Raw genomic sequence first — 23,550 nt, forward strand, 5'->3', positions numbered from 1 at the left:
ACCGGGGGCCTGTCCCCCGGTACTTTTTCGTTTGACGGTATGATGGCTATGAAAGGCAGGCAATTCCTAATATGGCTTACTGGAATCATAGTAATTATATGGGCGTTGAACGTACCCTTCCTAACCTCATTGGCAATCAAAGACGGTAACAGTGGACAGGTGTTGCTGTCGCTGCCGATGAAACCTGATGACAGTTTTTCACTTCGTTACATTCATTCCATTCACCGGACCACCGTAATTGAAAAGTACTACATTGATGAACATTTGAATCTTGTTGTTGACGAGATGATATTTGATTCTTATGGTGTTGGAATTCCCTCCGAGCTTGAACCCGGACAGCAATTGGCAATGGAGAATGGAAAGTTTATCCTTCGGAACGTCAATCGAAAATTGCCTTATTTTGACCAGAGGATCGGGCAGGAGATTGCAAATCATGTTCTGATGGTGAAGGGAAGGGAAATTCCCTTGTCGTGGATCAGCCTGCCGGGTTCTTCTGTCCGTTTTCAGGCTATCAGGGAGACATCGCTGCAATATTTCGAAAGGGGGTTGTCGCAATGGCTGAACAAAAGGATCCTGAAACCATGAATCAAGCTGAAATCCAGAAATTGATCAGTGAATACGACCGGGAATCCTCATTTCGGGAAGTTTCGGGGGCGGTTCGCTGGTTTGTTACCCTATTTGCCATTGCCTTCACTTTGTACCAACTCAGTATTTCAACGTTTCTTCTGGTTCCGGACCAGATTGCCCGAGCCGTCCACTTAGCTTTCGGACTGGGTCTTATTTTCCTGCTGTTCCCTTTCCGGAAAGTTACCAGCCGGCATAGCATCCCGATTTGGGATTGGATCTTGGCGCTGCTCGGTGTGGGAGTAGGCCTGTACTGGTTGATTGAGTATGAAGGATTGGTCCAGCGAGTGGGCGATTATACCAACACGGACTTCATCATAGGCGGTTTGACCATTCTGCTGGTGATGGAAGCGGCCCGTCGGGTTGTAGGCTGGCCGATCGTTATTATTGCAGGCACATTTTTGCTGTATGCCTTGTATGGTAAATATCTTCCAGGCTTCTTTACGTACCGGGGAGTAACCATTGAACGTCTGATCAGCCATATGTATTACACCACCGAAGGGATTCTGGGGGTGCCGCTGGGGGTTTCCGCCAGCTTCATCTTCCTGTTCATCCTGTTCGGCGCATTTCTGGAAAAAACCGGTGTAGGGGATTATTTTAACGACCTGGCTTTGGCCATCGCCGGCAAGCGCATTGGCGGACCTGCAAAGGTCACCGTGTTTTCCAGTGCACTGCAGGGAACAATCAGTGGAAGTTCGGTTGCCAATGTGGTGCAGTCAGGTGCCTTTACCATTCCTTTGATGAAACGTCTGGGTTACCGTTCCGAGTTTGCCGCAGGTGTGGAAGCTTCCTCTTCAACAGGTGGACAGATCATGCCTCCGATTATGGGAGCGGCTGCCTTCCTGATGGCAGAATTTATCGGAGTTCCTTATTGGGACATTGCAAAAGCCGCGGCCATTCCTGCTATCCTGTTCTTTGCGGGCATCTGGATGATGGTGCATTTTGAAGCTCGCAAAACGGGATTGCGCGGACTTACCGAGGAGGAAATGCCAAACCGCAAAGAAGTATTCAAGAAAATCTATCTGCTGCTTCCGATTGTGGTCATCATTGTGGCTTCCAGCGTAGGCGTGACACCGATCCGCTCTGCATTATACGGTATTGTCTCGACGGTATTTGTGGGAGCTTTCCGGAAAGAAACCCGTATGTCGTTAAAGGATATCCTGATTGCTTTCGAAAACGGGGCCAAAGCGGCCCTCGGTGTTGTAGCTGCAACTGCATGTGCCGGTATAATCGTCGGTGTAGTTACGCTGACGGGGCTGGGACTCAAGTTTGCCAACGGACTGCTTGACCTTGCGGGCGGTTTGATCATTCCGACCCTGATCTTGACGATGATTGCATCGTTGATCTTGGGGATGGGGGTTCCAACCACCGCCAATTATATTATTACATCTACAATTGCGGCACCAGCCATCATCGCTTTGGGTTATCCTGCTTTGTCTGCCCACATGTTTACATTCTACTTCGGGATTGTGGCGGACATCACGCCGCCAGTGGCTTTGGCTGCCTTTGCCGCATCGGGCATCGCGCGAAGCAAGCCAATTCGGACAGGTGTCGAGTCAACCCGTCTGTCGATTTCAGCCTTTATCATTCCTTACATCTTCGTGTTTGCTCCGGAAATTCTGTTGGTTGACACGACCTTCGGAGAAGCGACATGGATGTTTGTGAAGGCATTCATCGGGATGCTGGGCGTCAGTGCCGGCTTAATCGGGTTTTGGTTGCGGCGTATGCCTGGATGGGAGCGAATTATTACAGTAGCAGCCGGTCTGCTGCTGATTGTTCCCGGCTTACTGACGGATATCATTGGTCTTGGCACCTTGGCTCTTGTGTTATTGGTGCAATATTTGCAGACGCGCAACAAAGAAGCAGGCATAAACAATTAGGAATTGTTCATATAATAGGAGGCCAGCAGGGCCTCCTTATTTTTTGCTATAATTGGAAATACCGCAATAAACCGAATGTGGCAGGAGGGTAAATGATATGTCAGATGCTGCAGCGATCAAAAGACTTCCCAAAAGAAACGAAATTCCTGATGAAATGAAGTGGAAACTTGAGGACCTTTATGCTTCCACTGAAGAATGGGAACGGGATTTCGAAGAAATCAGGAATCTGGTTGTAAAAATCAGGGGATTTGAGGGCAAGGTGGGGGAATCGGCGCACAATCTGCTGGATTGCCTCAAGACACAGGATCAATTGTCGGAAAAAATGGGGCGGCTTTATGCGTTTGCCCGCATGCGACGCGACGAAGACAACACCAATGCGGTGTACCAGGCTTTGACCGATCGGGCGGCCACCTTAAGTGTGCAGGCATCCAGCGCAACAGCTTTCATCATTCCGGAAATTCTGGATATACCTGCCGAGACGCTGGAACAATACATGCAGCAGGAGTCAGGTCTTGCTCTTTACCGGTTTGCCCTGCAGGAAATCCTGCGTACGAAGGAACATATCCTGTCACCCGCCGAAGAACAGCTGCTGGCGGAAACAGGGGAGTTGGCCCACGCACCGGGCACAATTTTCGGCATGCTGAACAATGCGGATATCAAATTTCCCTTTATTGTGGATGAGAACGGGCAGGAAGTGGAACTGACCAAAGGGAGCTACATCCAATTTCTTGAGAGCAAAGACCGCAGAGTGCGCAAGGATGCATTCGAAGCGCTATATGCCACATACAGCAAACAGAAAAACACCTTGGCGGCCATCCTGCACGCCAGCATCAAAAAAGACGCATTCTACGCCCGAGTCCGCAAGTATGAATCGGCACGTCACGCAGCGTTGGATTCGGACAATATTCCGATTGAAGTCTACGACAATCTGATTCAGGCAGTACACGAATATCTGCCGGAAATGTACCGCTATGTCCGTCTCCGCAAAAAACTGTTGGGCGTGGAAGACCTTCATATGTACGATCTGTTTGCCCCGATCGTAAAAGACGTGGAGTTTAAGATCCCTTATGAGAAAGCGAAGGACATGGTTGCCAAAGGACTGGCTCCGCTGGGAGAAGAATACGGCAGAATTCTGCAGGAAGGGTTTACCGCAGGATGGATTGACGTGTTCGAGAACGAAGGCAAGACCAGCGGCGCCTACTCCTGGGGTCCGTATGGGGCTCATCCCTTTGTGTTGATGAATTGGCAGGACAACATGAACAACATGTTCACCCTTGCCCACGAAATGGGACATGCGATCCACTCCTATTACACGAATACAACACAGCCTTACACATATTCGGATTACACGATCTTTGTGGCGGAAGTCGCATCCACCTGCAACGAGGCGCTGGTTCTTCACCACCTGCTGGAGACAACCACTGATCCCCGTGAACGGATGTATCTGATCAACCATCAGTTGGAGGCATTTCGCGGCACGGTCTTCCGGCAGACGATGTTTGCGGAGTTTGAGAAGATTACCCATGAGAAGGTGGAAGCGGGCGAACCGCTGACACCGGAACTGCTTTGCGAAGTGTACCGGGAACTGAATTTGAAATACTATGGACCCGACATGGTGGTGGATGAACAGATTGATATGGAGTGGGCCCGAGTTCCCCATTTTTACAATGCGTTCTATGTGTACAAATACGCTACCGGTTTCTCAGCCGCGACCGCCCTGTCCCAACAGATTCTGAAGGAGGGCAAGCCCGCTGTTGAACGCTACATTAATTTCCTGAAGAGCGGCAGTTCCGATTCCTCCATCAACCTGCTGAAAAATGCCGGTGTGGATATGACCTCGCCAAAGCCAGTCCGTGACGCCCTGGAGGTGTTCAAAAAGCTCCTGGATGAGATGGAGCAATTGGCGGATCGGGCATAAAGGGCATGAAGTTTCTAACTAATATCCCGTACCACTTTAGGAGAGGTGCGGGATTTTTATTTTGGGTTGAAGGTCATGAAAAAATATTTTTCGACTTCTACAAATTTCGACAACATAGTAACGAGGTTTATAGTATGATCGTATCAGATAGTAGAGTTTAATGAATATATATAATTAAACTCTATTTTATCTTAAAAAATTACATATTGTGGGGATAAAGGGGTGAAAGGAAATGAAAAAGGCAATTGGTTTTGCAATTCTGGCAACGATGTTTGCTATGAGTGCGGTTTCCATGTTTAAGATTACAGGTAGCAGTATCCGCTTCTTCTAAAGAAGAATTTCTTCCAGAAGGCCGGGGAAACCCGGCTTTACAACTGTGAGGAGTGAATGAATATTTGATGAACGACGGCTTTATTATTGGGATCCTAGTTGCGTTGTTTCGAGGTGGAAAACTGAGAGACTTGTTAGATGTAAAACTAAACTCCTTGTGGTTAATTGTGCTGGCATTTACCGTACAATATGCTATTATTAATCTATATCCATTTTATCTATTTATGGGGGTAATAGTAAGCTATTTTTCACTCTTGCTCTTTTGCTTATTCAATCGTAAACAGCCAGGCTTTTATATAATGATGGCGGGAATTGCTATGAATCTGCTGGTAATGATTTCAAATGGCGGTAGAATGCCCGTTGACATTGAAATCATTAGACAAATTGCACCTAATCAAGTTGAACAACTGGTTGCAGGGACTATCGGAAAACATGTGGCTATGACAGAACAAACAAATTTGAATTTGCTTGGAGATATTTTTTATCTTCATGCTCCGTATCCAAGGGAAGCATTAGTGAGTTTGGGGGACATATTGTTTAGCGTAGGGGTGTTTTACTTTATCCAAAAGACCATGGTCAAGAGGAGATCTCCCATTCAAGGGAGTGTCATCCATGAAGTTTAATCAAAAGACCTTGTTAAATATTTATGTTATTAGTTGCTTCATGTCTTTGGTGTACCTGTTCTATGACAATTTCAGGCCATTAAATAAACACGAGTGGGTGACAATTGTTACATTAGCTGGCATTGCCACCCTATTTGAGTTGAGATCATTTATCTTACCTTCCGGTGAGTCTTTCACATTAGTAGCACCGCTAATACTTACTGTTGGTATTCTCTATGGTAACCTACCGGTTATTTGCTTTATCTTTCTGTTAGGTGTTGCTTTATTACTCCAACGTCCAAAGAATTGGTATGTTCACCTATTTAACATCAGTCAGTATGGATTAACTGGGTACCTTGCCTTGCTGGCCTATAAAGCAACTGGAGGTTCTTATGGTGAACTTAATTTGGAAGATTCTGCAGGCTATTTAGCTTTTGTTATAAGCTTTTTTTTGGCAAATGTTATATTTGTCAGCGCTTATATGTCAATTCGGGGTAAAATTTCTCTTTTTTCGACATTAAAGGTACTCTTGGATCGGCAAGCAACGCTGATTTATGTTACAGTGATGGGATTTGGGCTTATATTAGCCATCGTCCTACAGGCTGAAGGTTTGGCTGGAGCCATTTTATTTTGCGCAATATTATGGTTTCTAGGGGAAACATATCGACATTACTACGAAATGTATAACCACTTCCGCTCTCTTTCGATTAAAGACGAACTGACCGGGCTTTATAACCATCGATATTTTCAAGAGAAGCTGCAGGAATTGACCGCCAAAGGCGAAACGCTTTCGCTTTTGTTGCTGGATCTGGACCATTTTAAGATTTACAACGATATGTACGGGCACCCGCAAGGTGACAAGCTCTTGCAGGAACTTGCCAAAGTGATTTCCGGAAACATTCCCGAACAGGGGACCGTATACCGGTATGGCGGGGAGGAATTTGCCGTACTGCTTCCGGGGACCGATTCGGAGACCGCTTTGACCGTTGCGGAAAGCATCCGCAAGGCGGTTTCGGAACACGAATTCGAAGGCATGAAACACATGCCTGCCAAGCGGATTACTGTGTCCATCGGGGTTTCCACTTTCCCGCACATGGCGACAAGCAAGGAAAATCTGCTGATGTTGGCTGACGAAGCCTTGTATAAAATCAAGTACACAAGCCGCAACAAGGTTCAACTGTACACTTCCGTAGTGGATGAACTGAAATCCCATTTTGATTTCGGTTCCAGGGAAATGGAACTGATTCAAATGATCAAGACGTTCCTGACCATTATCAACTCCAAAGATCGGTACACTTATGGACATACTGAAAGGGATATGGAATATGCCGAAGCATTGGCCCGCAAGATCGGCCTGCCGGAGGACGAGATCAAAATCATCCGTTACGGTGCCTTGCTGCACGATATCGGCAAAGTGGAAGTCCCTACGGAAATCCTGAACAAGAAGACGAAATTGACCGAACAAGAATGGGAAACAATGAAAATGCACGTCATCTGGGGAGAAGAAATTGTCAAGCCCATCAAGGAATTGGCGCCTTGTCTCCCCATCATCCGCCATCATCATGAGCGCTATGATGGCAAAGGATACCCGGACGGTCTGCAAGGGACCGCTATTCCATTAGCAGCCCGCATCCTGACCATTGTTGACAGTTTTGACGCCATGACGACAAACCGTCCCTATCAAAAGACCAAGACGATTCCGCAAGCGATCGAAGAGATCCGGAGATGCTCCGGAACCCAATTTGACCCTCACCTGGTGGAACCTTTTATCGAAGTGATAAAAGAAATCCGCAACGCCAAAATTCAGCAGGATGTGTCCTAACCCCGTTGAAGTTCCGCAAGTGGGGTTTTTTTTATTTGTGTGTCTCATGATATAATGTCTCAAACGGAACGACAGTGGAGCAACAGGGTGAAATCTGCATGAGAATAAGAGGCAAGCAGAAGAAGCGTCAACGATTTCGCGAAATGCAGGGTGAGTTTGTTCAAAAGCCTCAGGAATACAAAGGCCATTGGAATGAGAAATACTTCAAGCGTTCCGCTCCGCTGCATATAGAAATCGGTACAGGACGGGGGCAATTCCTGGCAACAATGGCCAGCCTTCATCCGGAAATCAATTACGTTGGAATTGAGAAATTCCCGGAGGTGATTATCCGGGCCCATGAGAAGAAGGTCGCCCAAAATGCCTCCAATGAAGCACTGGTCTGTTTTGATGCAACGAACATTCTGGAGATATTCGGGGAGAGTGAGGTCGACCGGATTTACCTCAACTTCAGCGATCCATGGCCGAAGAAGAAACATGCCGACCAAAGGCTCACTTCCAGAGTGTTTTTGGCAAAGTACCGGCAGATCTTGAAGCCTGGCGGTGAGATTCATTTCAAAACCGACAACAGGCAGTTGTTCGAGTTCTCGTTGAACACGTTTGCTGAAATGGATTGGAAGCTCCGCAACGTTACGTTGGACTTGCATAACAGCGGTTTTGAAGGAAATGTAATGACTGAATACGAAGCCAAATTCGCGGAACAGGGCCTGCCAATCTACCGGTTGGAGGCTTTGCGCAGATAAGATCTAAATCATGCCTGACTAAACCGGGTCCTCAAAAGGGGATACAACAGCCAAGGCGGGGTGTCTGAGATGAAGTTTGTCGACCAACTGTACGAGTTGTATAAGAACCAGCTGACTGGCGATGAAGAAGACGTAGTCATTATCGTTTCAGGCATTTTATCCGAGTTGAACCGTGACGAAATGTTGTCGTTGATCAATGATATGGAGCAGGAAGAGATCTATCAGATGCTCGGTTCCTATATGGTCGACAAGTTGCGAGTCAAACTGATTGAAAAAGGGGCCGGGGTACCCGCGGAAGCGCCCCCTCCCGACGGATACACTCATTGATTCAGCCAGTTGCTTTAGGCATGTCTTGCAGAAGACATGCTTTATTATTTTTGTCACAAAGTACACAGTTTTGTCATTTTTATACCCCGTAGGGTATTGTAAGATGAAGGTGTAAAGATCATTTCTATAATCCACTGGAGGGATAGAGTATGGAAAATCAACATGCGCAGAAGATGTCGGTAATTCTTATTTCGCCGGATCTGGAGAAACTTCACGCGGGGGCGCTGGTCGGTTCCGTTGCGGCAGCGGCCGGCATGGAGGTCAACTTGTTCGTCACCATGGGGGCACTTCAAAGCTTCCTCAAAACTGCGGTTGCGAACAAAAACTTCACCCGGGGTTCCATCGGGCAAACCATGCTGGACAAGGAAGTTCCTCTCTTTTACAACCTGCTGCAGGACGGGAAAGACATAGGAGAGCTTAGTGTCTATGCCTGTGCCATGGCGATGGATCTGATGGAATGGGAGAAAGGGGATCTGCTGGAGATTGTAGACGATGTGATCGGGATTACGGCGTTTTTGAACATGTCTCAAAACAGCCAGGTTATCGTAATGTAATAAAAATTGGCTTGGGGAGGAGTAAAAAATGGAAGATGTCAAAGTTGACAAAACCGTAGACGCTCGAGGTTCCTTTTGCCCGGGACCGCTGATGGAATTAATCAAGGCTGTGAAAGCACAGCCGGTAGGGGCAGTCATCGAAGTACTGTCCAGCGACAAGGGATCAGCCAACGACATACCTGTATGGGCAAAGAAAGTCGGGCATGAATTGATATACAGCGACCAAGTCGGCGATCATTGGAAGATAGCGATCCGGAAGACGAAATGATTTCGGGCAGGAGAGATCATCATGGATAAAAGAGTAGTGGTGCTCGGCGGCGGTGTAGGCGGTACAATGGTTGCCAACAGCCTTGCCCGTTCAATTCCCGATGAAGTGCGCCGCGGCAATGTCAAAATTACGCTGTTGAGCAACGAAGAAAAGCATACCTACCAGCCCGGTTTTCTCTTTATGGCATTGAACGAGGGCAGGTTGGAGCAGTTCCAACGGAAAGAAAAAACTATGTTGCACCCGGGGGTTGACCTGGTATTGGACAACATCGTAAAGATTGATCGGGATGGAAAACGGCTGATCGGTGAAAAAGGCACCGTATATCCCTACGATTTCCTGGTCATTTCCACCGGTTCATTCCCCGACTTTGATTCGGTTCCCGGGCTGGCGGAAGGAAGCTATAACTTCTATACAGCCGAGGGAGCGGTCAAACTGCGGGAGGCACTCGCCAATTTTCGGAGAGGCAGAATCTTGATCACAATTGACGTTCCTCACAAGTGCCCGGCTGCACCCCTGGAAATGACATTGATGCTGGACGATTATTTCAGGACAAGAGAACTGCGCGATCAGGTGGATATTCTCTATACGTATCCGATAGGTCGGGTGCATGCACTGCAGTCGATAGCAGATTGGGCCCAGGAGGAGTTTGAGAGTCGAGACATAAAATATGAAACTTTTTTCAATCTGACGGAGGTGAACCCTCAACTCAAGGTTGCCACCAGCCTGGAAGGTTCGGAAGTGCAGTATGATCTGTTGATTTCCGTCCCGGCACACAAAGGAGCCCAAGTGATCCGGGACTCGGGATTTGGCGACGAGCAAGGGTTTATCCCCACCGACCGACATTCACTGAAAATGCTTGGTGAAGATTCGATATTCGTCCTGGGTGACGCCACCAATCTTCCGATCAGCAAAGCGGGTTCCACTGCCCACTACCAAGCGGATGTTGTGGTGCAGAATCTGATCTCTGAATTGAACGGACTGCCTTCGACCGCCATGTATGACGGCAAAGTGTTCTGTTTTGTCGAATCGAGCATGAATCAGGCGAGTTACGTGGAGTTTAACTACACACATCCGCCTCAACCGGCCGAGCCATCCAAAATGCTTCACTGGTTCAAACTGGCGTACAACGAAGTCTATTGGCTGTCTGCCCGTGGGCTGTTGTAGGGGGTGAGGAATGTGGAAGATGCAATCAGCAAACCGGATGCAGCAGATCTATTGCAAGAATTAACAAAGGTAAACGAACGGCTAGCCCAATTGTCCGACAGGCTGGAAAAATTGGAGTCAAACGGAACCTTGGAAACTTTGGCTGAGCTTGCGGGTGTAATAAAAGCGGCCAAGGATTCAATGACAGCCTCTGTGACAGCGAAAAGCCTCAAAACAGGAGTCAGTGCCATCAGCTTGCTGGATGAAATGGTTCAATGGGAAGGGGACAGACTGATGTCTGTCATCCTTAGGGCATCATATGAAACCAGGGAAGAGATGCGAAAGCTTGACCATGCTTCGGACAGGATCAATCTTTGGAAATTGAGACGACTGGTCAAAAACCCGGACATGCAAAAGAGCCTGTGGTTCATGGTGTTGATGACAAAAAAACTCTCCAGATACCTGGAGGAGTAAAACATGGAAGGTAAGGTGTGCAGTCATTTGCGCGCCTTTTTGTATGCTGGTAATTTATTGATGGAGGCAATGGATTCCGCTATAATATAAACCTGAATTGTCAGAAAAAGAAACGTGAGGGGTATTCTATGGCAACCATCGAAGATTTTTTGAAATTGGACATTCGGATTGGGACGGTGATTGCAGCGGAACCCTTCCCGGAAGCGCGGGTTCCGGCCATCAAGCTCAAAATTGATTTTGGCCCTGTAGGAATCAAACGTTCCAGCGCCCAAATCACAAAGCGGTATACTCCGGAAGACCTGATAGGGAGGCAAGTGGTGGCTGTGGTCAATTTTCCGCCGCGCAGAATTGCAGGCTTTGAGTCAGAGGTTCTGGTGCTGGGAGGGGTGCCGGATCAAGGAGACGTGATTCTGTTGAAACCCGATACAGAGACCCCCAATGGAACTTCCATCGCCTAGGGGAAATCAATCCGAACCAACTTCGGGAACTTGCATCCGGAAACTGGGTTATTGTCCATGACCCAGACAATCTGTTGGCTGTGGTGTCCAATCCTGCAATTACGAAGACACCTATGACCGGAGGTTGCGGAGATCGCTGATGGAAACAGACCGTACCGAGTTGGAAGAATTGCGCTTCGGAGCTGATCGGGCATCCCGGATAGAGACTTGGCATCAATTCCTGCTTTGCTTTGAGAGAGGGGCCCGTGAGTTATGCAAGCAATATCGGTTGGTTTTTCCCGAGGAGTTTTTCAACCGGGTAGGATATGTATGTGGAGATGAAGCGTGAACATGTTTGATCCAACGATATTTGACAATCTCAAGACCGTCTTGGAGGGCGGTCTTTACGATTTGGACCGGGAGAACCGGATTCGGATTACCGGCAGACAGGATCTGTTGGATTTGGCCGCCATGTCCCGGGCATTCCGGATGGAATTCGTTTTGACAAACGGGCAAGATGGAATTACAGAAATTGAACTGTCAAGTGAATTGTCCGATTTTGCTGCGGAGTTGTCCCGAATCCGAATTGTCGAACAGGAGCCGCCAGGCTGCCGGATCCGAATCCGACATCATTTTCCCGACTGGGAGAGTGTTGAGGCGCACTTGGACACTGTCCGGGCCTCTCTCCGAGAATTGTGGGGGGAAGAAGTTCATATCAAGCAGGTTATTGAGATCGTTCTTGGTGAAGAGCCCGCTCAGCAGAACCTTGGCAAACAATTTACTGCCGAATTGACCTTTCTCAGGAAGATTGATGAACGTCACATTGGAGAACTGCCAAGGTTGCTGATGCATACGGTCCGCTCATTTGAAAAGTTAAGGAATCTGCTGAGATAATTGGATGAATCCAACAAAACGCTGGTGATATCGATCTGCGTGCTGTCAAAAAAAGTTCATTAAATTGTAAAATTTTAAAGCCCCTCCTGCGGTTTCATAAAACTGCAATTTTTTATCGACAAAATTCTGCTGGAAGAGGACACCTGTCGAACGTTGACGAAATAGATTAATGCCTATGTATTGGGAGGGAGTTTTCAAACCATGAGATACGTGCCAATCGATTCAGTCGAACCGGGAAATGTTCTCGCCAGAAGCATCTATACAAGCGACGGCATGGCTTTGCTCAATGCAGGGGTGCAGCTGACAATCGGCATGCTTTCAAATCTTCGCAGACTTGGGGTAACGGCAGTTTACATCCAAGACGAACGGTTTTCGGATGTCGTTGTGGAAGAGGTTGTTTCCGAACAAACCAGAAGAGAGGCGTTATCTTCATTTTCCATGACGGTGCAATGCATTCAGACGGGAAAAAATGTTTCTTCCAAGTCCATCTATGATTCCACCTCCAATCTGATTGACGAGATTACCCGTAATCAAAAGGTGTTGTTGAACCTGACGGATATTCGGACCAAAGACAACGCCATGTTCATCCATGCCCTTCAAGTATGCACATTGTCTGCGGTTATCGGGGTCAAGCTGGGACTTCCCAAAGTCCAGCTTCAGGAGTTGGCCATCGGTGCCCTGCTGCATGATATTGGAAAATGTGATGTGCCTGAGAAGGAAAAAAAGCAGGAAGACACAGAACTGGAAGGAAATCTGAACGACTATAACCAACATACCTGGCGCGGGTACAAACGACTGCGAAAGATCAAGGAGTTCAGTATCACAATTCCGCATGTGGCCCTGCAGCATCATGAGAACGTGGATGGAACGGGGTTTCCCAGGCAATTGCAGGGGGAAGATATCCATCGCTACGCAAAAATCGTTGCCGTTGCCAATTTTTTTGACAATCTGGTTGCAGGTTCGGGGTTTAACGGAAAGCGGTTGCTCCCACATGAAGCGACAGAGTGTCTCATGGGGTTTTCAGGCAAAAGGTTTGACCTGGAAACGGTGATTACGTTCCTCAAATGTATTGCTATCTATCCAAACGGAACTTCGGTGAAACTGAACACCGGCCAAATAGGGGTGGTTGTGGGGCAGCATTCCGGGCTGCCTGCCCGTCCCATAGTCCGTCTGTTTAAAAAAGACTGGGATGAACACAACGTTCGAGAGGTGGATCTGGCTAAGGAAACAACTGTGTTTATCACACAGGTTCTCAATGAGTAACCGTGTCAAAAGCCCACTTTTCCGCATATAGAATCGAGAGAGCTATTTGAGGAGGGTGGATATGAGAACCGTCAGTTTGAAAAATGGCGAAACCGTGACGATTCGTCGTTGGGAAGAGCAAGACATTCCAAAACTGTATCAACTTATGGACGAAGTAGGCAAGGAAGGCCAGGTTATGCTTGGCGCTAAACTTCCTTTTGGCATGGAACAACTGTATCAACAATATTTCTACAACGTGTCCGGCAACCATTTGACATTGGTGGCCGTCAAACCGAACGGAAATGTTTGCGGTTGGATTCGCTGCGACCGTTCCATGGTGCCATGGATGGGCCATAATGCAACAATCTGGATGGGCATCGATCCGGCTCACCGCGGTCAAGGGATCGGGCAAAACTTAATTCGGGAAGCGTTTCAATGGGCGGCGGAACAAGGGATTGAAAGGGTCGAACTGGGTGTCAGAGGATCCAACAAGCCGGCGCTGGCACTCTATCAAAAAATGGGGTTCCATGAAGAAGGACGCAAGCTGAGAGCTATTAAATCGGAACAGGGTTATGACGACGATATCTGGATGGGGGTCTTTCTTGACAAAAACGGTCAACCCAAGCGACTCAAACAAGCGGTGAAAACGAAAAAACGCAGCTTGAAATCAAAAGTGTCCCGAATCTAGCGGTTGTTAAAAATTGTCGAGCCTGCTGTCGAATTGGCGTAATTTGTCGACAAAATACTGTGCGGACAGCACTTGCAATAAGGCCTTGAAAATACAGGAGTTGTCAAGTTTACCTTACAACTAAGACGGTATTTTTAAGGCTTTTTTGGTGCGTGGAAATTAAAATATCCGATAACGGTAAATGAAAATTAACTTCTGGAAAATAGGTGTTGATAATTTAAAAAATTATGATGTAAGATGTTGAGCATAGACAATGTTTGCCTTTGGAGTGGGGGTAAGACCATGAAACAGGAAGAACCTGTGAGGGGGTATTCAGTCGAGATCAAAACAGCCAATCTTACATACGAGTTAGAAGCACTAAAGAACCTGTTGGCCGGTTGGGACAGGCAATTCGGTTGCCTGCTCCAGGAGAGTTCAAACTCCATCACGCTCATTGCGGGGAAATCATGCGGATTGCAGTTGGTTCTCCACGGGAGAAAGGGCAGGAAGTATGCATCCTTTCAATCGGCCGAGGTGCTTGGACAAAGCTTGGATGAAGAGAGACTGCTTGATTTCTTGGCCTGCATTTGCAGCTTGCAGACACATCCGTGTGCCACAATTGGGGTCATCTTACAAAAAGAAGGCCATCACCCCAGGCCCCTTGTCATCAGAAACGGAGAGTTCTACGACGAGGGACGGATGATGGACATCTTGTGGAACCATTACTCGGCTACTCGTGTAAGGGAATCAAAGCGAATGGAAGATATTTATTACTTTTTGCGCGATGTTCCCCAAGGGTGGTAGTCGTTGTCTGTCATTTGTGTCCGCGTGAACGATAGGAGATTCTTTGCTCCTGGATGCAGCGGATAAGAATTGGCAAGGGAACCCGGTAAGTATCACCAAACTTCAACGCCGGAAATTCTCCTTTTGCCGCTTTCCTTAGAACAGTTGAATAGACCATGGGACCAATCTTTTCGGCGAGGAGATCCCGTACCTCGTACAATGTAAGGAACGGCGTGTCCAGATCGATCTGCATGGGTTCGGGCGTGGTCTTGTGAAGATTCACCACTTCCGACAGTACATACCGGTTAAATTTTTTGACTTGAGGATGATTCTTCGCGTCTTGATGAAGCATCCCCAGCAGCGACGAGTAATCAACCTTGAACAAAGCGGATAGTTGCTCAATCGTACAATAAACCGGAGTCATCATTTACCCCTCCAGATTTCAGCTATGACAAGTCTTTGCGCAGGATTTCGGTTGGAATATAGTAGGTGCCGCCAAGATTGTAAGCCTTGATTTGTCCGCTTTGCACCCATCGTTTTAACGTTCTCTGCTCGATTTCGATCCCATACTCCCTTAAAATTTCAAGAGCTCCTTGGACCTTCACAAACTGCGGCTTGATCGGGCGCTTGCAACCCCTGTACAAGGACCATTCCGGAATGCGGAAGTCCCAGCAGCGGTTCGCTTCCAGATAATTTTCAAAGTCTGTTGTCGAAACGGCCATTTTACCATTCCGCAGGGTGGAAGGCATTTCGCCAATCCGGATCTTTTGCCGGAGTGCGGCATCTGTAATTCCTAAAACCGTTGCAAGTTCCACCACATTGTAATACTCCATTCAATCGACCTCTTTACAGGAATACGATTTTAGAACCATATTTTTGTCTTATCTTAAGTATATCGAATGCTTAAGAAAAGCGCCAGAAAGGGGTGAGAAAAAATATATTGCATATACAACGATATTTATGTATATTATTTAGTAGACTATCGTATCGAAACTGGAGGGGACCCAATGTTAAAGCAACTTTGGAAAACCGCGTTATTGGCTTTACTTGCCGGCGGGGTCATGATTGGATTTGCTTCAGCCAATCCGAACGGCGCTTTCATCCTGAAGGCGAAAACAGTTATCTCCAAAGGACAGGTGTTGACGGAAGAAATGTTTGAAACCGTTGAGGTGAACCGGGAAGAAGCATGGATGATCAAAGCTGGCACAGACATCAAGGGGCTCATTGCAAAGCATGAGATTGCTCCCAACGAATACCTGTCAAAGCAGGATCTGACCTCGAAGAAAGTGATCACCTTTGAGCCGGCAGACAGAGAATTCACTGTACAGACCGACTTGAGCCGCTGTGTAGGGGGTGACCTGAAAGAGGGGGATCTGGCAGACATTCTTTTTTTCGATAAGAGTACATTTCAGGCACACCCCTTGTTTACCGCAGTCATACTCGAAGTAATGAACCGTACGGGACACAACATCCGTGACAAAGAGGCCCGGGATACCGTTCCTGCGACTGTCAAGATTAAAGTCACAACGGAACAAGCCGCTGAACTACTTGAATTTGAACAAAAAGGGCTGGTAGCCTTCGCCAAGGTTCCGGAAGATGTGGCATCCAAGGTGATGGATCAATGAAAAAAACAGTCTTGGTGGCAATGGGCAATCCAAATGAGTTTCGCGGTTTAGTTGAGTTCCTGGAGAATGCCGAGTCCGACACTGAACTCGAGATCAGCCAGAACATTGGAAGCCAGGCAATGCTTTTGTACTTTCTTCCCAAGATCAAACCTCATGCAGTCGTGCTGGGTGAAGATTTGCAAGGAGAACTGTCCCAGGAAGATCTCATTGCCAGATGCAAAGAATTGTCCCCGGAAACCGAACTCATTGTGTATCAGGGCGATTTGGAAGCAATAGGCGACAGTCTGGTCGGCAAGCGCGAACTGTTGGGAAAGATTGTGGCTGTCTGGTCACCCAGCGGCGGGGTCGGTAAAACGGAAATTGCCAAAAATCTGGCCCTGACGGCAGGGCAAACATACAGAGTGATCCTGTTGGACGCGAATCTGTGCAATCCGGATATTGCAGAACATTTGGGACTTTATTATGAACAAGGGAAAACTTTATCTGCCGCTCTGCAACTGTGGAATGAAAAAAGGCTCACTCCAGGCGCTTTAAGGAAGATCTTACAGCCGTACCAAAAGATCTCAGTCCTGGTCGGCAGTGAAGACACTATCGAACAGACAGACTACAGCCCCGTTTTTTTCCGTGACCTGTTGCGAACACTGTCGCAGCTTGCGGACTTCGTGATTGCGGATATGGATTCGGATATTACGAGTCCGGCTGGCATCAGCATCCTCTTGGCCTCCCATCATGTAATTACCCCATTTAGTACCGTTCCCTCCACTTTGGGCCATGGAAAAGTCTACATGGATTTGCTCAAGGAAAGCTATCAGATGAATCCCCATAAATTTGATCCTGTCCTGAATCGGGCGGGGGAAGGAGGAAGTGTATCGGAAACGGATATTGAAATCTGTATGAAGCGACCTGTGATCGCTACCATTCCCTACAGGAAGGAATATTTGCAATCTGCATGCAAAGGGTCTCCGTTGGTGCTGGAGAAACGGCTCTTGTCAAAAAAATTGAGCCGGACCTTGCAAAACGTGGTTCGAAAATATGCACAAAAGGACGTGAGCCTTGGATGAGACAATCGGTCCGCGTTCATTTGCGGGAATTGAAACAGAACTTGCACCAAACAGATCTTACCGGGAATGGACGATATTCCGAGTACGTGAAGATTGTTTTGCTGGAATTGGCCCACAACCCCGCCGGGATCGAGCGAACAAAGGAAAAATCGGCCCTGCTGCGTCAACGGGTTGCACAGATTATCGACGAGCATAAGCTGTACTTGCCGGGAGTCCCCCGTGACCTGCTGATTGAATCCTATTGTGATGCGTACATTGGCTATGGGATCCTCCACCCTTTCATCCTTGATCCAACTGTAACGGACATAACGGTTCGCGGATTCGACCGAATTCACATCAAACGGAAAGGGAGGTGGGAACGGGTGCAAAGCGTTGCTTTTGAATCGGATCGGGAACTGCACTCTTATATCATGCAAAGGTTCAGTTTGCTTGGGAGCAAACTGAATTTTCAACATCCGTTTGCAGATGCCGCAGACGATACATGGAAGCTGCGGTTGAACGCATCGGTTGCCGACATCAATCTGACCGGTCCCGCTTTAACCATCCGCAAACACCGGGAAGAAAAGTTCTCGGTGGAAGAATTAAGACAATCGGGGGCATTCGACAAGAGAATCCAGCAGCTGATTCATTGTTATGTTCAATCCCTCCACAACATCGGGTGGATTGGCCCTGCAGGTTCCGGTAAGACCACCCTCTTCTCGGCATTTGCTGAAATGATCCCGGAGGACTACCAAACGGTTTCTTTCGAAGATACCTCTGAACTAAACATCAGGAGAAAGAATCATCTTTCTCACCTAACCCGTCCGGAAACCGGTGAAGGCGGTGCAGCGGTAACGATGGACATGCTGGCCCGAAACCTGTTGCGTGAATCGGGAGACATTCCTCTGGTGGGGGAGATACGGGACGGTGTGGCGCTTACACTCCTAAAGCTGTTTGGAATCGGACACGACGGTGGACAGTTCACCATGCATGCCAATAATTGCCAGGATGCGGTCAAGAGGTACGCGGATTTGGCAATGGAAGCCCGATCCCGTTATTCCCTGACCGAATTGCGGGAACTGTTTGCCGAAAGAATTCATTTGTTTGTATACATGCGAAAGCGGAAAGTGCTGGATCTTTACGAAGTGTTGGGATGGGATTCCCGTCAGAAGAAAGAAATCCTCCATCCTGTTTGTGTGTTCTCGGTCGAAGAGGAAACAAAGGACAGCATTCAAGGGAGCTGGAATCTCTACCGCCCGAGCCAAAGGTTTTTTGACAGGTGCAAGTGGCATGGTGTGGAAATCCCGAGTTTCCTGGGGGAATTGAAAGCATGAGCGGGAGACTGTTGATTCTATGGTGTCTTGCAAGTCTTGGTTTCTATTTGGCAATGGATTGGATCCGTCGGCAGGTTGAACGTCAAGGTATCGTTGACCGCCGTTCCAACAGGTTTCTTGCCTACTATTATTCTGCAAGGATTCCCCTGCGGGCGGAGACATTCTGCTTTACAGTTCTGTTTGCAGCCGCAGGGGCAGCCATAATAGGTTCCAAATTATTGGGACACTGGATTCTTGGCGGCCTTACAGGCGGCATCCTGGTTGGCATTGTGCTGCAAACTGTCTGGAGCCGGAGTGTCGATCAAAGCCGGAAACTGGATCTTGAACTGCCGCATTTTATTATCCTGATTCGCAACGCCTTTACCGCAACCAACGGAAATGAACGGTTTGCCCTGCAATACGCTGTCAATCATGCTTCTATGCCGGCCCTTAGGAACCCGTTTGCAATCTTGATGCAGAGGTGGGAACGGGGGGCGGATCTGCAGGCAGAAGCGGAGAAAACGAAACAGTTTTTCCGCAATCCGGTTGTTTGGCATCTGCTTGATGCGATTGTGCAGGAACATTACGGCGGCGGCTCTTTCTTGCGGGATCTGGATCGCTTGGCGGAACAGGCAAGGGACCGTTTTCGTCTGTCTGAAATGAGAAAGGTGGCGACGGCGGGAAGCATTTATGCTCTTTACGGGGTCATATCGCTCAACCTCTTGCTGGTAGTTGTGCTGGCGATTGCAGATCCGGCAGGAGTCAAGCTGTTTCGGGAAACTGTGCTGGGCAGGTTGATTGTCGGGGTTTCCATGACTGGTTATTTTGGCATCCTGTTCCTTGCCTTCCGGTTGATCCGATTGGGGGATGATTGGGCATGAAACTGGCTGCTGTGTATCTGCTGATCTTCGGGGGAGTTGCGCTTCTTTACAGCATCCTCTCGTACGTCGGCAAATTGACCAAGTGGAAGGAATTAAAGGCGGTCCGCGGAGGGAAAAGATATGCTGCAGGAGGCCGGGATTCCCGTTGGATTACGGGGCTGGGCAGACGCTGCATGTCACTTCTGTCCGAGAAAAGCCAGGCAAAGATCAGACATCTCCTGATCTGGAGCGGGACTGACAATCTGGGCCGGGTCGACCGGTTTCTGGGCGTTTGTCTCATGGTCTTTGCAATGGCTATGGCAGCCGCTCTTGCCACTTGTATTGCGTCATTCAAACTGGAGAAGCCTGCATTGTCTTTTGTCGGAGTTACAGTGGCCTTGATGCTGGCGGGTGTGCCGTTTGTGGCGATAATCAGTTCTAGGTCCAAACGGGCAGACAGCATAGTAAGGGAAACGCCTTTTCTGTCCCTTTGCATTCGGCGGGAACTGGTTCGCGGATCCACCTATATAGAAGCTTTCCAATATGTCGAAAAAGAATTGGTTGGTGTTCTGAAGGAAGAGATTCGTATTGTAAATGATTACGCAAAATCAACAAAAGGGGATCTGCGCACCGCGCTGGAAGAGTTCAGACGGAGATGCGGACATAAAGCGGTGGAACTTTTTTGCGTGACAGTCATTCAGGGAATGGACACGGATCGAGCGATTGACGGGTTGAAAGAGCTGGATTTGCAAATGACGGGGATGCTGAAGGACAGGGTTCAAAAGCAAACGGAGAAACGCAACATGATGGTGTTTTTGGGGACTTTGGCGGCGGCTTCGATTCTGATTCTGCAAGGGGGGTTCTATGGTCTTGTCAAGTTGAGGGAACAAATCAGCGGTTTGCCTTTTTAAAAACAAATTATCTATAAGAGGAGAGAATTCCATGGAAGTTATTAAATGGTTGGCTGTAAGTGTATTCGGGATCGCGTTGATTGCGGTAGTAGCCATTGCCGCCTGGCCCACATTGCAAACTGCGGGGGGGAATATGGTGACCGAAATTACCACACAGGTAGGCCGGTTGACCAACCTTCAATGAGCAGGGGGGCCCGTCCAAAAGGAGTCTCTTGCCGCATTCTGCAGGATGAGCGCGGCAGTATGGATATACTGGCGCTGCTCTACAGTTTGTTGGTAACGGTATTGGTGGTTTGGACCCTGTTTCTAGGCTATCAGATGTTTCTGACCCAGCAGGCGCTTTCTGAAGTTGCCCGGCGAGGCATCCTGATGATGGAGATGGCTGGAGGATTGACTGTCGATATCCAAAACCGCCTTGCGGAAGATTTGGTTGCCCGGGGGTTGGAACGAACGCAAATCACCGGCACTCCGGCACCTGTTGCCTTTCGGGGTGATATCCAATTGCGTCTGCAATACCCCTACCGATTTTTTGGGACAAGTATCTCGCCTTTTGAAATTGAAGTTCCGTTGGGCGGGATCCGCAATTCCATCAGCTTGAAAAACCCGAGGTGAAAGAACATGCTCCGGCTTATCAAGGACGAGCGGGGTGCCTATGCGGTTCCCGCTATGTATGCCGTGATCGCATTGCTGTCACTGTCGTTGGCTGTTTACGGCATATCCTGGTATTGGTTGGGAGTGCTTCAGGAAAATATCCAGACCAAACTGGATATGAGCAACTGGGCGTGTTACCCAAGCCTCCATCTTGAAAATCTGGCCAACACCGCTTCCGTTGCTCTGGTGGAAACAGAAGCCAGAAAAACTTTTGAATTGATGCTTGCCAGACAGTTGAATCTGGATGAAACCACACTCCAAGCTCCATCTGGCAGTTCCTTGCAGCAGTTGAAAATCGATACTTTTAAGATTTATGGGCGCAACGAAGTACCGGCCACTCTTCAGGGAGGCCGAATAATACTTCACTCCCCCGCGATCGAGTCGCAAATAACCGCCTTCGTGCGGATCCCCTTTATCGATCGCTCCTTTCCCTTCACTTTTCGCTCCGTAACAGAGCTCCCCCAGACTCCGTAGTGTGTCCGCCTTGCCCCTTGCGGGCACACTGCGGTTTTCCTCCCCCATAAGAATCCTATAGTGCTTGGATGGTTGGAATGCTATAATGGATTCACACTATCGAGCGGAACAAACGTCTTTTATCATGCACTGAGAGGAGACTTGACAAAATGGAAGAAATGCTTTCAACCATCCTGTCCGAGATGAGGGGTGGTTTTGCACAGGTGTATGAACGGTTGGACAAGATCGAGACCAGAATCGACAAGATTGAAGCCAGAATCGACAAGATTGAAGCCAGAATGTACGAAATTGAAAGACAGCTTCATTCACATCAAAAAATGATAGCTTCCAACACCGAAACACTTGATCAAATAAAGGCTATTGTACAAAATCACAGTCTGGATATCACAATGATCAAGAAAGTTTTGTGTGCGTAGGGCCCGGTTCAACCGGGTCTTTTTTTAGTGATACGAATCCAGGCATGATTGGTATAATAAGGGAGATACAGAAAGGACGGACTTCAAAGTGGGACAGCAACCAGTTCGCAATAAAAGCGCTCAACAAAGGTCAGTTAAAACTTCCATACGTCTGAAGCCGGGAGAAGTTGTCACGATGGATGTCAACCGGCTGGGTATCAACGGTGAAGGTATCGGCTATGTGGAACGGCAGGTTGTGTTTGTAGATGGGGCGTTGCCCGGTGAGAAAGTCGCTGCCAGAATCACTCAGGTGGAGCCCAATTTTGCAAGGGCCAAACTGCTTCGCATTATAAAAAAAGCAAAGCAACGAATCAACCCTCCCTGTCCGGTGTATGAACAATGTGGAGGTTGTACATTGCAGCATCTGGAATACCAGTCGCAGTTGGAATGGAAGCGGGAGCTGGTTCGGGAATCGTTTGCCAGATACACAGGGCAAAGCCATTGGCCAATTCAACCGACAGTCGGAATGAACCACCCCTGGGAGTACAGAAACAAAGCCCAGTTGCCGGTGGCAGTTGTCGGCGGTGAAGTGGTGGCAGGTCTCTATTCTCCCGGCACACACAAACTGGTCGACGTCTCTGCCTGTCCCATCCAACACCCGACCACAAACGAGATCGTCCGGACGGTTCGGGATCTTCTGCAAGAACTGGGGATTCCCATTTATAACGAGAAAAAACATACGGGGTCTGTTCGCACAATTGTTCCCCGAATCGGGTTTGAAACAGGGGAAGTGCAACTTACGCTGGTTACACGAACGGAGGAACTTCCAAGGAAAAAAGAATTGATTCAGCGCTTGCGGGAACGGTTGCCTTATCTGACCAGCATCATGCAAAATATCAATCCGGCCAGGACATCCCTGGTGTTTGGGGAGAAAACGGTTCCTCTCTGGGGCAAGGAAAAGATTGAAGAACGTCTTGGCGAGGTCAGGTTTACTCTGTCTTCCCGGGCTTTTTTTCAATTAAACCCGGAACAGACGACAAAACTGTATAACCTGGTTGCCGAGGCGGCTGCTCTGACAGGCGAGGAAACGGTTGTCGACGCTTATTGCGGCGTGGGTACAATCGGGTTGTGGCTGGCACCAAAAGCGAAGGAAGTATTAGGGATCGACGTGATTCCGGAGGCAATTGCAGATGCGCGCGAGAATGCGGTTCGATCCGGAATTCGCAACGCCCGTTTTGAGGTCGGGAAAGTGGAGAGGCTCCTTGTTGAACGTGTGAAAAAAGGGTTCCGTCCCGACGTGGTGGTGGTCGATCCGCCGAGAACCGGGTGCGATGAGGAGTTGCTAAGAGCCATGCTCACAGCGAAGCCGAAACGGATTGTGTATGTTTCATGCAACCCTTCAACCCTTGCAAAGGATTGCAATATCCTTTTGGAAAAGTACGAAATCCAGAATATCCAACCTGTCGATATGTTTCCGCAAACCGCCCATGTGGAGTGCGTAACCTTACTAACCTTGAAATAACAGGATTTTTCGGATTGAAAAAATGTGTCTGTCCACAATTTTGACCACAATTAC

Annotated in this window: 28 protein-coding genes; 26 read left to right on the forward strand and 2 right to left on the reverse strand. The window is 48.3% G+C overall.

Annotated features, from left to right (window positions below):
• Positions 1 to 48: 48 nt before the first annotated feature.
• The 16 genes from EFBL_RS15350 (at position 49) to EFBL_RS15430 (ending at position 14,726) form a co-directional block, all read left to right on the forward strand.
• On the forward strand, positions 49 to 585 hold the full coding sequence (locus tag EFBL_RS15350) for a DUF1850 domain-containing protein (protein WP_165912418.1): 537 nt from the start codon (positions 49 to 51) through the stop codon (positions 583 to 585).
• The gene (locus tag EFBL_RS15355) at positions 555 to 2,504 is read left to right on the forward strand and encodes a TRAP transporter permease (protein ID WP_096182956.1); all 1,950 of its coding nucleotides are present in this window, start codon (positions 555 to 557) and stop codon (positions 2,502 to 2,504) included. The genes EFBL_RS15350 and EFBL_RS15355 overlap by 31 nt, the downstream gene beginning before the upstream one ends.
• 97 nt (positions 2,505 to 2,601) lie before the next feature.
• Positions 2,602 to 4,422: an oligoendopeptidase F gene (gene pepF / locus EFBL_RS15360; protein WP_096182957.1), complete on the forward strand. Its 1,821-nt coding sequence runs from the start codon at positions 2,602 to 2,604 to the stop codon at positions 4,420 to 4,422.
• 398 nt (positions 4,423 to 4,820) lie between these two features.
• Positions 4,821 to 5,375: a DUF5317 domain-containing protein gene (locus EFBL_RS15365; protein WP_172899725.1), complete on the forward strand. Its 555-nt coding sequence runs from the start codon at positions 4,821 to 4,823 to the stop codon at positions 5,373 to 5,375.
• Positions 5,376 to 6,033: 658 nt separating this feature from the next.
• On the forward strand, positions 6,034 to 7,176 hold the full coding sequence (locus EFBL_RS20665) for a diguanylate cyclase (RefSeq protein ID WP_165912419.1): 1,143 nt from the start codon (positions 6,034 to 6,036) through the stop codon (positions 7,174 to 7,176).
• Positions 7,177 to 7,274: 98 nt separating this feature from the next.
• Complete coding sequence (trmB, locus tag EFBL_RS15375; protein ID WP_096182960.1) at positions 7,275 to 7,916, forward strand: tRNA (guanosine(46)-N7)-methyltransferase TrmB; 642 nt, start codon at positions 7,275 to 7,277, stop codon at positions 7,914 to 7,916.
• 69 nt (positions 7,917 to 7,985) lie between these two features.
• Positions 7,986 to 8,243: a DUF6154 family protein gene (locus tag EFBL_RS15380; RefSeq protein WP_096182961.1), complete on the forward strand. Its 258-nt coding sequence runs from the start codon at positions 7,986 to 7,988 to the stop codon at positions 8,241 to 8,243.
• A gap of 149 nt (positions 8,244 to 8,392) precedes the next feature.
• Positions 8,393 to 8,797 carry a DsrE/DsrF/DrsH-like family protein gene (locus EFBL_RS15385; RefSeq protein WP_096182962.1) on the forward strand — a complete coding sequence of 135 codons (405 nt, stop codon included), beginning with the start codon at positions 8,393 to 8,395 and terminating at the stop codon, positions 8,795 to 8,797.
• A gap of 28 nt (positions 8,798 to 8,825) precedes the next feature.
• Entirely contained in the window at positions 8,826 to 9,065 is a 240-nt protein-coding gene (locus tag EFBL_RS15390; RefSeq protein ID WP_096182963.1) for a sulfurtransferase TusA family protein, read from the forward strand.
• 21 nt (positions 9,066 to 9,086) lie between these two features.
• Entirely contained in the window at positions 9,087 to 10,229 is a 1,143-nt protein-coding gene (locus EFBL_RS15395) for an NAD(P)/FAD-dependent oxidoreductase (protein ID WP_096182964.1), read from the forward strand.
• A gap of 12 nt (positions 10,230 to 10,241) precedes the next feature.
• On the forward strand, positions 10,242 to 10,682 hold the full coding sequence (locus EFBL_RS15400) for a hypothetical protein (protein ID WP_096182965.1): 441 nt from the start codon (positions 10,242 to 10,244) through the stop codon (positions 10,680 to 10,682).
• 128 nt (positions 10,683 to 10,810) lie between these two features.
• Positions 10,811 to 11,140: a chaperone CsaA gene (gene csaA, locus EFBL_RS15405; protein ID WP_096182966.1), complete on the forward strand. Its 330-nt coding sequence runs from the start codon at positions 10,811 to 10,813 to the stop codon at positions 11,138 to 11,140.
• A 324-nt stretch (positions 11,141 to 11,464) separates the two neighbouring features.
• Positions 11,465 to 12,013, forward strand: a complete 549-nt coding sequence (locus tag EFBL_RS15415; RefSeq protein WP_096182968.1) for a hypothetical protein — start codon at positions 11,465 to 11,467, stop codon at positions 12,011 to 12,013.
• A gap of 201 nt (positions 12,014 to 12,214) precedes the next feature.
• Positions 12,215 to 13,276 (forward strand): HD-GYP domain-containing protein, encoded by a 1,062-nt coding sequence (locus EFBL_RS15420; protein ID WP_096182969.1) that lies wholly within the window; start codon positions 12,215 to 12,217, stop codon positions 13,274 to 13,276.
• A 61-nt stretch (positions 13,277 to 13,337) separates the two neighbouring features.
• Entirely contained in the window at positions 13,338 to 13,943 is a 606-nt protein-coding gene (locus EFBL_RS15425; RefSeq protein ID WP_096182970.1) for a GNAT family N-acetyltransferase, read from the forward strand.
• Positions 13,944 to 14,225: 282 nt separating this feature from the next.
• Positions 14,226 to 14,726: a hypothetical protein gene (locus EFBL_RS15430; protein ID WP_096182971.1), complete on the forward strand. Its 501-nt coding sequence runs from the start codon at positions 14,226 to 14,228 to the stop codon at positions 14,724 to 14,726.
• A 10-nt stretch (positions 14,727 to 14,736) separates the two neighbouring features.
• Here the strand turns inward: EFBL_RS15430 and EFBL_RS15435 are convergent, their stop codons facing one another.
• Together EFBL_RS15435 and EFBL_RS15440 are read right to left on the reverse strand one after the other, a co-directional pair.
• On the reverse strand, positions 14,737 to 15,132 hold the full coding sequence (locus tag EFBL_RS15435) for a DNA-binding protein (RefSeq protein ID WP_231705827.1): 396 nt from the start codon (positions 15,130 to 15,132) through the stop codon (positions 14,737 to 14,739).
• A gap of 19 nt (positions 15,133 to 15,151) precedes the next feature.
• Positions 15,152 to 15,538: a helix-turn-helix domain-containing protein gene (locus EFBL_RS15440; RefSeq protein WP_096182973.1), complete on the reverse strand. Its 387-nt coding sequence runs from the start codon at positions 15,536 to 15,538 to the stop codon at positions 15,152 to 15,154.
• Positions 15,539 to 15,712: 174 nt separating this feature from the next.
• Between EFBL_RS15440 and EFBL_RS15445 the strand changes: the two genes are divergently transcribed.
• The 10 genes from EFBL_RS15445 (at position 15,713) to rlmD (ending at position 23,496) form a co-directional block, all read left to right on the forward strand.
• Entirely contained in the window at positions 15,713 to 16,330 is a 618-nt protein-coding gene (locus tag EFBL_RS15445) for a CpaB family protein (RefSeq protein WP_096182974.1), read from the forward strand.
• Positions 16,327 to 17,391, forward strand: a complete 1,065-nt coding sequence (locus tag EFBL_RS15450) for a CpaE/TadZ family protein (RefSeq protein WP_096182975.1) — start codon at positions 16,327 to 16,329, stop codon at positions 17,389 to 17,391. The genes EFBL_RS15445 and EFBL_RS15450 overlap by 4 nt, the downstream gene beginning before the upstream one ends.
• The gene (locus EFBL_RS15455; RefSeq protein WP_165912420.1) at positions 17,388 to 18,704 is read left to right on the forward strand and encodes an ATPase, T2SS/T4P/T4SS family; all 1,317 of its coding nucleotides are present in this window, start codon (positions 17,388 to 17,390) and stop codon (positions 18,702 to 18,704) included. Before EFBL_RS15450 ends, EFBL_RS15455 begins: the two co-directional genes overlap by 4 nt.
• Positions 18,701 to 19,564 carry a type II secretion system F family protein gene (locus tag EFBL_RS15460; protein WP_096182977.1) on the forward strand — a complete coding sequence of 288 codons (864 nt, stop codon included), beginning with the start codon at positions 18,701 to 18,703 and terminating at the stop codon, positions 19,562 to 19,564. The genes EFBL_RS15455 and EFBL_RS15460 overlap by 4 nt, the downstream gene beginning before the upstream one ends.
• Positions 19,561 to 20,454, forward strand: coding sequence for a type II secretion system F family protein (locus EFBL_RS15465; RefSeq protein ID WP_096182978.1), 894 nt, complete (start codon positions 19,561 to 19,563; stop codon positions 20,452 to 20,454). The genes EFBL_RS15460 and EFBL_RS15465 overlap by 4 nt, the downstream gene beginning before the upstream one ends.
• Positions 20,455 to 20,485: 31 nt before the next feature.
• Positions 20,486 to 20,638 (forward strand): hypothetical protein, encoded by a 153-nt coding sequence (locus EFBL_RS20670; RefSeq protein WP_165912421.1) that lies wholly within the window; start codon positions 20,486 to 20,488, stop codon positions 20,636 to 20,638.
• A gap of 59 nt (positions 20,639 to 20,697) precedes the next feature.
• Positions 20,698 to 21,066, forward strand: coding sequence for a hypothetical protein (locus tag EFBL_RS15470; protein ID WP_096182979.1), 369 nt, complete (start codon positions 20,698 to 20,700; stop codon positions 21,064 to 21,066).
• A gap of 6 nt (positions 21,067 to 21,072) precedes the next feature.
• Positions 21,073 to 21,579 (forward strand): hypothetical protein, encoded by a 507-nt coding sequence (locus EFBL_RS15475; RefSeq protein ID WP_096182980.1) that lies wholly within the window; start codon positions 21,073 to 21,075, stop codon positions 21,577 to 21,579.
• Between the two features lie 149 nt (positions 21,580 to 21,728).
• A complete protein-coding gene (locus EFBL_RS15480; RefSeq protein WP_096182981.1) occupies positions 21,729 to 21,995 on the forward strand; it encodes a hypothetical protein in 267 nt (88 codons plus the stop codon).
• 88 nt (positions 21,996 to 22,083) lie between these two features.
• Positions 22,084 to 23,496 (forward strand): 23S rRNA (uracil(1939)-C(5))-methyltransferase RlmD, encoded by a 1,413-nt coding sequence (rlmD, locus tag EFBL_RS15485; RefSeq protein ID WP_231705828.1) that lies wholly within the window; start codon positions 22,084 to 22,086, stop codon positions 23,494 to 23,496.
• Positions 23,497 to 23,550 lie beyond the last annotated feature (54 nt).

Source organism: Effusibacillus lacus (genome assembly GCF_002335525.1).
In the GTDB taxonomy this organism is placed as follows: Bacteria; Bacillota; Bacilli; order Tumebacillales; family Effusibacillaceae; genus Effusibacillus; species Effusibacillus lacus.